Source organism: Microbacterium sp. (assembly GCF_043427715.1).
In the GTDB taxonomy this organism is placed as follows: domain Bacteria; phylum Actinomycetota; class Actinomycetes; order Actinomycetales; family Microbacteriaceae; genus Microbacterium.
The window spans coordinates 1-2,746 of record NZ_JBHWTD010000002.1 but is presented as its reverse complement, the minus strand read 5'-3'; the positions used below and the strand labels follow the sequence as shown (position 1 = coordinate 2,746).

The 2,746-nt window shown below is 64.3% G+C and carries 2 protein-coding genes; both read left to right on the top strand.

The genetic code is table 11. The annotated features are described in order from the left end of the window. The first annotated feature begins 316 nt into the window (after positions 1-316). Positions 317-2,383, top strand: coding sequence for a site-specific DNA-methyltransferase (locus ACHFGS_RS00290; protein ID WP_054687514.1), 2,067 nt, complete (start codon positions 317-319; stop codon positions 2,381-2,383). Beyond that, a partial coding sequence (locus tag ACHFGS_RS00285; protein ID WP_394289025.1) for a DEAD/DEAH box helicase family protein occupies positions 2,383-2,746 on the top strand: 364 nt, incomplete at its 3' end. The genes ACHFGS_RS00290 and ACHFGS_RS00285, both read left to right, overlap by 1 nt.

Here is a 2,746-nt window from a genome sequence, read left to right as displayed (position 1 = left end):
TTAGTACTGCACACCAGCGAGATCACGGAATGGGACGAAGCGCGCGTTGCGGCATGGCTGCGCGCATGCGCGGCCGCGCCGCACGCGTCAGTCCCCGGCGACGGGGGCGACCGCTAAGATCTGAGACGGCACCCGGTCAGTGGAGCGCTGGACATCCGGCCCTCCTGGATTAGTTGACTTGACACTTGACGATCCACGGCCGGGTGCCCTCTCTGTCCGCGGCCCACTGCAGACAGACACGCCCGGCATAAGCGCCCGATAGCGTGATGACGAGTGAGCGTCCGGGACTGACGCTCCAGGCTGAGGAGCTGCCCCGATGACCGACGAACGGCGACGCATAGACGTGCTGCTGGATCAGGTAGCCGACCAGGCCCTGCGCGACCGCATCGCCGCCGAGATCACCCAGATCACCGGCAAGAAGAAGTGGGGCTTGAACTTCGAGGAGCACCTCCCCGAAGGCATCCGCATCCCGAAGGCCCGCGTGCGACGCGGCGTCCGCGCCCAGCTACGCGACGGTTCTGACCCGCGCTACTGGGAGGTGAAGAGGGTCGTCGGCGGAGTCGCGCAACTGCACCACGACGGCGAAACGCGCGAAGTGCCGACAGGCGACCTCGTGGTCGCGCGTGTCTTCGACGAGCCCGTCTACCCAGGCTTCACGCCGCTCGGGTCGATAGAGCGCGGCGGCGACAAGCCGCACCACCTCGTCATCGAGGGTGAGAACTTCCACGCGCTCGAGACGCTCCGATACACGCACGAGGGCAAGGTCGATCTGATCTACATCGACCCGCCCTACAACACCGGCGCCGGCGACTGGATCTACAACGACCGCTACGTCGGCGACGCGGACGCATACCGCCATTCCAAGTGGCTGAGCTTCATGCAGAAGCGCCTCGAGCTCGCGCGACACCTCCTCGCTCCGACCGGCGTCATCATCGTCGCCATCGACGACAACGAGCACCACCGCCTTCGGGTGCTCCTGGACGAAGTATTCGGTGAGCAGAACTTCCTCGGCAACGTTGTGTGGCAGGGCGGCCGTAAGAACAACGTGAAGTTCATCGCCGACACGCACGACTACATGCTCTTTTTCGCGAAGGACAAGGCGCTTCTCTCTACCGGTGATGCCTGGAAGGAGTCACGTCCCGGGTACGACGAACTACTGCAGGCTGGGCTCGATGCGTGGGAGGAGTCCGGTCATGACGCTGCAGCTGCCACCGCGTTGCTCCGAAACTGGCGCAGAGCCCTTCCGGCTGACCACCCGGCCCGTGCCGAGCGCGGCCTCAACATGTACGACCAAGTTGATGGCCATCCGAAGCACGCCGGCAAGGTCTACAGCACGGGCGATCTGCGAAACCCCTTTCCCCGCCCGAACCTTCAGTACGACATTCCGCACCCGGTCGATGGCAAGCCCGTGAAGATGCATCCGAACGGGTGGATCTGGTCGCGCGAGCGGATGATGCAAGCGATTGAAGACGGCATAGTCGTCTTTGCCCCTGACAGCACCGGTTCCGCGCGCCAGAAGCGCTTCCTGGAAGCCGGCAGCCAGCAGTCTGTTGCCCCCGTGTTCACTCAGGACCGATCGAAGGCTACGAGGTCACTAGCTGCGATCCTCGGAACCAACGACTTCCCCTTCCCGAAAGACGTCGACGTCATCGCGCGGTGGGTGAACATCGCGACAGGCGGTCAGCCCAGTGCCGTAGTTCTCGACTTCTTCGCAGGCACCGGGACGACTGCGCACGCCGTTCTGCAGCTCAACGCGACCGATGGCGGCCACAGGCAGTCGATTGTCGTGACAAATAACGAGGTAGGGCAGAAGGCGGCGACGGCCCTCACCAAAGCTGGCCATGCAGCGGGAGATCCCGAGTGGGAGGCGGAAGGTGTTTTCGAGAAGGTCACGCTGCCGCGAATCCAGACGGTTGTCACTGGCACACGGCGCGACGGCTCGAAGCTCACTGACCCGGTGATGGACGCGGACGGCAAGAAGATCGCGTCGGGCATTCCGGGTGCGATTGGGTACGACGAGAACGTGACCTTTTTGAAGCTCGACTACCTCGACCGCGATGACATCGCTGCCGACGATGCATTCCGGCAGATCGCGACGCTGCTGTGGGTGAAGGCGGGCGGGCGCGGCCCGGTGATCGCTGAGCGTGCCGAGGCATTCGCGGTGCCCGAGGGCGCGAACTATGCGGTGCTGTTCAGCGTCGCCGAGTGGGCACCGTTCGTCGAGCTCGTGAACAGCCGACCGGAGATCGAGACCGTCTACGTCGTCTCGGACTCGGAGACCACGTACGGCCCGATCGTGCGAGCGATGCGGCCCGAGGTGTCGTCGTTCCGGCTGTACGAGAACTATCTCAGCAACTTCGAGATCAACGTGGGAGGGCGCTGATGGAGTACCAGCTCCGGGGCTACCAGGCGCAGGCCGCCGGCGAGATCGTCAGCGGTATCGAAGTGGGCGCCGGGCTCGCGTCGAAGGGTAAGTCGTCGGCTGTGAGCCTCGCGGCACCGACCGGTGCCGGCAAGACGATCATCGCCGCGGCCGCCATCGAGGATCTGATTTTCGGTGACACGGTGATACCCGGCGAGGAACCGGTCATCCTGTGGGTATCGCTCTACCCGAAGCTGAACGAGCAGACTCGTGACAAGTTCGAACGCGCGAGCGAGAAGCTGCGTCCCCGGTTGCACATCATCGACTCCTCGAAGCAGTACGACGTGGAAACACTGACACCGGGCCGGGTGTACTTTCTGACGC

Bases quoted from the DNA above. Each gene is read 5' to 3' on its own strand.
- ACHFGS_RS00290 (WP_054687514.1), top strand. From the start codon at position 317: ATGACCGACGAACGGCGACGCATAGACGTGCTGCTGGATCAGGTAGCC.